Annotated in this window: 5 protein-coding genes and 1 other RNA gene; 3 read left to right on the top strand and 3 right to left on the bottom strand. The window is 38.7% G+C overall.

Annotation, left to right across the window (positions count from 1 at the left end):
• Positions 1 to 176: 176 nt before the first annotated feature.
• From ssrA to HMPREF9072_RS03705, 3 genes are all read right to left on the bottom strand, one after another.
• Positions 177 to 579, bottom strand: a transfer-messenger RNA (tmRNA) gene (gene ssrA, locus HMPREF9072_RS11815).
• Between the two features lie 221 nt (positions 580 to 800).
• Entirely contained in the window at positions 801 to 1,619 is an 819-nt protein-coding gene (locus HMPREF9072_RS03710) for a hypothetical protein (protein ID WP_009750437.1), read from the bottom strand.
• A 953-nt stretch (positions 1,620 to 2,572) separates the two neighbouring features.
• Positions 2,573 to 3,349 (bottom strand): SDR family NAD(P)-dependent oxidoreductase, encoded by a 777-nt coding sequence (locus HMPREF9072_RS03705; RefSeq protein WP_009750435.1) that lies wholly within the window; start codon positions 3,347 to 3,349, stop codon positions 2,573 to 2,575.
• Positions 3,350 to 3,474: 125 nt separating this feature from the next.
• On the opposite strand from HMPREF9072_RS03705, the gene HMPREF9072_RS03700 reads away from it, so the two are divergent.
• From HMPREF9072_RS03700 to HMPREF9072_RS03690, 3 genes are all read left to right on the top strand, one after another.
• The gene (locus tag HMPREF9072_RS03700; protein WP_009750434.1) at positions 3,475 to 3,780 is read left to right on the top strand and encodes a MerR family transcriptional regulator; all 306 of its coding nucleotides are present in this window, start codon (positions 3,475 to 3,477) and stop codon (positions 3,778 to 3,780) included.
• Positions 3,780 to 4,859 carry a winged helix DNA-binding domain-containing protein gene (locus tag HMPREF9072_RS03695; protein ID WP_009750433.1) on the top strand — a complete coding sequence of 360 codons (1,080 nt, stop codon included), beginning with the start codon at positions 3,780 to 3,782 and terminating at the stop codon, positions 4,857 to 4,859. Before HMPREF9072_RS03700 ends, HMPREF9072_RS03695 begins: the two co-directional genes overlap by 1 nt.
• Positions 4,860 to 4,934: 75 nt before the next feature.
• Positions 4,935 to 5,354 carry a hypothetical protein gene (locus HMPREF9072_RS03690; RefSeq protein ID WP_009422672.1) on the top strand — a complete coding sequence of 140 codons (420 nt, stop codon included), beginning with the start codon at positions 4,935 to 4,937 and terminating at the stop codon, positions 5,352 to 5,354.
• The last annotated feature ends 117 nt before the right edge of the window (positions 5,355 to 5,471 follow it).

The following is a 5,471-nucleotide window of genomic DNA, read 5'->3' as shown; positions in this document are numbered from 1 at the left end:
AGGTATTATTTTAATCTATCTTGTTGGAAAGTAGCTTTTATTTTACCCTACCTAAGTCAGTAGGTAGGTGTTATTTTAATCTACCTTCAGTCTCTTAATGAAACAAGGACTAAAAAATAAAGATAGTCCCTATTTTAGTCCCTGTTATAAGTTAAAACATTGATAATTAATGTAATTTGTGGAGTCGGAGAGAATCGAACTCTCGTCCAAATAAGTCATCAAAAAGCTTTCTACATACTTAGTCCTCGTTTGATTTTCGTCGCAAAACTGACCGAGCACCGCCCATTTTGCGCTTAGCTTCCTTTGCTTAAGAACCGTTAGCAGAAGCGTACCGCAGGTTCGATGTTGACTTTTATGGTGCCTCTGTACGAAACGCCGTCAACAAGGGCTTTTCAGAGACATCTCGCTTCCCTACCTTGTAGGGACTTAGCCAGCAATCTTACTAAACTTCAGATTAGGCAGCAAGAGCGTAGTTATTCTCGCCATTTAAAATTTTGAAATAGAGATTATCGAGCATTCATTTCACAGCTCGGTATGCTTACTATTCAATGCCACTTACTGTCAAAACCGGTCGACCCCAAGTGTTCATTTCTGTAATTCGGTGCAAAGGTACAAAAAATAATCATACTCACAACAATTGCCCTCTTTTTTATTTCATAATCCCTCTTTATTCTCCTACCTTCCACTAGCATACGCCTACCAAAACAAAGAAAATAAAAAGTGCATACAACGTTCTTTTTCTTTTATCAACCCCTTTTGTTTATTATCTCGTATTTTAATTATCTTGAATTATTCTGTTATCACATCTCCTCGGTGTCCTCTATCACTGTCTCGACCAATTCGGATACTTCTTTTATTTTGCCGCCGAAGTATTTTTTGTCTTGTACTATCTCCTTATAAATATCGTCTAAGTTGTGTGCAGGTGCCAGCACCCATAAAAGATATGGTCTAAATCGAACGGAACCAAGCTTTCTAATAGAGGGCAGTATTGCCCCAAAATCTTTATGATTAAACCAGCAGTCGGTTCTTAACGCGAAATCTTGATTATGCTTCCCACAGGCAATCTTACTCTCCAGAAAATCGTTCATTGTAGGATACTTATCGCTTAAATATCTTGTACAGGCGATATGATATTCTACCTTTCTCGGCGAACTGTCCACTGCCGAAATAAAACAAATTCCATACCCTTCTTTCATCGCAACGGCTAATACATCGCCTTTTTGGAAATATGGCTCTTTCGTTTTTTTTATCGTCGGTTTGCGAAGTGGCTTCGGATTATCCGACGAGAGTTGTAATTTTAATTTCTCGAGAGCCTTCTGCCTTTGTCGTCGGGCTTGGGTATGAATCTCGTCCCACAATGCACTGGCTCCGCCTTCTATTATTTCCAATGCTTTCCGGCGGACTTCATCTTCCTTGTACCCGATTTTCCAAAGCGAGTAGGCGAATGCCGTCCAGTATATTTCCGTAAATAATTCGTCAATACAGAAATTGTCTTCCTCGTTCAACCAATCTTGTCTGATTTTTTCAATATCTTCACCGTCTTTGTAGCGTTCTGTGATATTGTTATAAATATCGTAACCGCTATCGCTATCGATAATCTTTACTCCGTCTATTGCCATTGTGTGTCTCCATTTTTTTAGTTGTTCGCTTTTTATATCTCCTTTATGGTTGATTTACTTTACTGTTTACTCAATAGTTGATACATATCATTTTTTGCCTTCTCAACAGAGGGTAAAAGGGTATATGAAGTTTCTTTAAGATAAGGAACAAACTTATTGAGCACATAGCTATCGATAGAAATGCATACCAAAATACTCACCGTGAGCCCCATCGTGTATTACATAGTTATAGACATACCATTTAAGAATTTAGCCATAAAGTCACATATAACGTAATCCTTAAATTCTTCAACTCCCGTTCTACCATTCTGTCGATTTTTTTTTTCGTTTTTCATAAGAAATGTATGTAGTACGGTTATGCAAAGATACAACTAATTTGCTAATTCACTAATTAACAAATTTAGTTCTTTTTTAGCTCTCAATGAAATCTCACGCAGAATTCTTGATAGCAAAGCTATCTGTTAATTTGCTTCAATTTCCACCCCGTCAGAAGCTCTTCTATCTATTATTTTTTCCGGAAAAAATGCTATTTAATCACTTTCCCTTCAATAATTCAGATAGCACTCTTCTTCTACTGACATTCAATACACCAACGTATTCACTTCTCTTTACTTTCGATTTATTATCCTCAAAATCACTTCTTACTCCCCTCTCTTAACTCCTCATTCTTAACTATTTATATACCCTTTCTATACCAATCTTCCAAGATTCGTATAAGCTTCCTATAAGCTCTCTATAAGCTAAGCATAGCCTCCTAACAGCCTTTTCTCTCCAAAATTCCCTTCAACCCTCTTTTGATATTTTTCGTTTTCCTCCGATAACTCCGAGCCTTTCCAAGTTTCTCTACTCCCCCTCCGCTGGTGCTTTTCTTGTAGCCTGTACCTCATTTTCTAATTTCCAAATTCGCTAATTTTCCCTCTGCCTGTGTGGTTCACACTGCGCGTCGTGCACAACTAATTTGTAGTGACTCCGCCATCTACGACGAGCACAGTGCCTGTAATCCACGAAGCATTGTCGCTGGCTAAGAATACACAAGCTTTAGCTATATCCTCAGGCGTCCCAATGTGTTGTAAAGGGTAAATTTCCTTTACCATAGTCTCAAAAGCGGCTTGTTTTTCGGGGGTAAGGGCTTGCAAATTGCGGTTGAATTGCGGGGTAAAAATATTTCCAGGAGCAATGGCATTTACGCGTACACCCAAATGTCCCACTTCAAAAGCCAACGCCTTGGTAAAAGAGTCCAAAGCTCCTTTAGTAGCTGAATAAACGGTAGTTGCGCGGTTAGGAAGCATTCGGTGCGCAAAACACGACGAGATATTAATAACATTCCCCTTGCTTTTCACCAAAGCAGGTAACAGACCTTGGGTAAGGAAATAAGGCGCTTTTACATTGAGGTTGAAGTGGGCATCGTATAAGGTATTGTCCACTTGCTCAAAAGGCACGAACTTGCCCAAACCAGCGTTGTTTACTAAAATATCTACCGTAGGCAGCAGTCGCTCAATGTCTTTCACTACCTCAGTTACTGTCTCCGTTTTTGATAAATCAGCAGAGAGGGTGTGTACTTGCACGCCAAACTCATTTAGTAGCGCTTGTTGGGCTTTTTGTAGTTTCTCAGGGTCTTTACCTATGAGCAATAGATTTGCACCCTCACGGGCAAAGGCTTTGGCTATTCCTAAGCCAATACCATCACTTCCGCCGGTAATTACGGCATTCTTGTTGTTTAAGTTTTTCATCGTTAATTATTTTCTTTAATTGTAGATTATTTACAAAATACAAAGGTAAAGTATTTATTTGTATATTTGCAACTTATTTCGTAATTTATTTACAATCTATGGCAAAAGAAGTATAAAAAGAACTCTTGTTAGACTTTGATTTTCTGCGGAAATTGGTAGTGGGCATAGGGGAAGTATCACAAATCACTGGTATCCCTACCCGACAAATACGCTATTGGGAAGAGAAAGGAATTATCACCAGTTTAACGGAAGAGGAAGGGAAAAATCGCCGGTATGATTACCTGAATATCAAAAAAATACTCCTCATCAAAGAACTCCTTGATGAGGGGTACACGTTAGATGCTTCGGTAGAGAAAGTAAAGAAGCGTATGGCGATGATAGAGGAAACGCTCACCAAGATGAATCAATTAGTTAATAAGCAGGTGAGTTGATGAGAACAATAAGTAAACAAGAAGCTATTGCGCTGAGACTCTTGCATCAGCAGTTGCTTTCTCCTCGATATGAAAAAACTGAGGATATTGTAGCGTGGCAAGGAGCTATGCAGGCACAGGATTATAATTATTTCCGTTGGGCGATAGGTATACGGCAGAGTGTCCCGCAATTGGCTCAACTCCAAGAGGCTTTTGCTAAGGCTGAACTTTTACGTCTTCATCTCTTGCGTTGTACGGTGCAAGTGGTGAGCAAAACGGATATAGGCTGGTTACTTCCCTTATGCAAGGAACGCAATCTGAGTACTTTGCAATCTTGGCAAAAGAATATCAGTACAGCGTTTACTCAAAATTACTTTCAGGAGGTAACACACGCTCTATGTGAATTGCTCTCTGGAGGTAAATCATTGTTTAAAAAAGCTATTGCTAACAGGCTTATAGCTTTAGGGCTTTTACCTGAAGACAAACTGCTCAACCCCTTATTATTGCGTGCTGAAATTGAAGGACTTTTGTGTTCTGGGGAAATGCAAGGCAAAGAGGCTACTTGGGCTCTATTGTCCGAAAGAGTACCTACAACAACTGTTATTATCCTTGATGAAGCTTTGAAACGACTGGCACAGAAGTATTTCAGGAGTCATTCACCTGCCTCATTAGAGGATTTCACGTGGTGGTCAGGATTGCCTAAAATGCAATGTAAGAAAGCTATAGAGGGGATTGCCTCTGAATTAGAAGAAGTTTTGGTAGAAAATATCCCAATGTATCTATATCGCAATAACTTTGAAGCTACTGACTACACAAAAACAATGCATTTGCTTCCGCCGTACGATGAGTATCTGATAGGCTATAAAAGCCGTTGGGTAGCTCTCGACAAAAAGCACGAAGCAAAGGCACATAATAAGTTTGGTATATTCAAACCGGTTATTCTGCACGAAGGCAGAGTTGTAGGCAATTGGAAAGCGAGTATTGATAAACAAGCAACTAACCTAACTACCGACCTTTTTACTGAGAAAACCAAAGTAAGGAAACAGAATTTGCAAGAGGTTACTGACCAACTTGTAAGATTTTGTAAAAAAGATAACTAATTTTCTAATTCCCTCATTTGCTCATTTGTTAATTATGTATTACCTTTGCGGCATTAAAATATTAATAATATAATTATGAAAAAAGTACTTTTAATGGGAGTGTTAGCTTCCTTTATGCTAGCGAGCTGTGGTACAGCTAAATCACCAGAGATGAAACGCTTAGAAAATCAACAGCAAGCCTTAAAACTCAATTCTGAGCTCAACGAATTGCAAATGAAACTTACTCAAGAGCAAACCAATAATCAGTCGTTGCAAACTGAGGCTACACAAGCTAATGAAGAAGCTACCAATCGTACGGATGCTTTTAGTGATGCCAACTCGGCTTCGGCAAGTGCTAAAAAAGCGAACAAAGCTCAAAAGGCATTGCGCAAAGCTAGTAAGGCTAACAAGAATTTAGCCAAAAGTAATCGCCGTATTGAGAAGTTGCAAAAAGACATCACTAAATTGCAAGAAAAGATAACTAAACTAAATGCTGAAGTAGAATTTAGCAAATAGATACAAGTTAGATGTCTTATTAAAAATTCCCGTGTGGTAGTACCACACGGGAATTTTACTAATTAGCACATTTGCTAATTTGCTAATTACCATATTGTAGTATCATCTCTACAAAAG

This window comes from Capnocytophaga sp. oral taxon 324 str. F0483, from assembly GCF_000318315.2.
Lineage (GTDB): Bacteria > Bacteroidota > Bacteroidia > Flavobacteriales > Flavobacteriaceae > Capnocytophaga > Capnocytophaga ochracea.
Note: the sequence above shows the minus strand (reverse complement) of the source record. Positions and strands in the feature narration are given on the sequence as shown.

Coding starts and splice junctions, on each gene's coding strand:
- HMPREF9072_RS03690 (WP_009422672.1), top strand. CDS start 4,935: ATGAAAAAAGTACTTTTAATGGGAGTGTTAGCTTCCTTTATGCTAGCG.
- HMPREF9072_RS03695 (WP_009750433.1), top strand. CDS start 3,780: ATGAGAACAATAAGTAAACAAGAAGCTATTGCGCTGAGACTCTTGCAT.
- HMPREF9072_RS03705 (WP_009750435.1), bottom strand. CDS start 3,349: ATGAAAAACTTAAACAACAAGAATGCCGTAATTACCGGCGGAAGTGAT.
- HMPREF9072_RS03710 (WP_009750437.1), bottom strand. CDS start 1,619: ATGGCAATAGACGGAGTAAAGATTATCGATAGCGATAGCGGTTACGAT.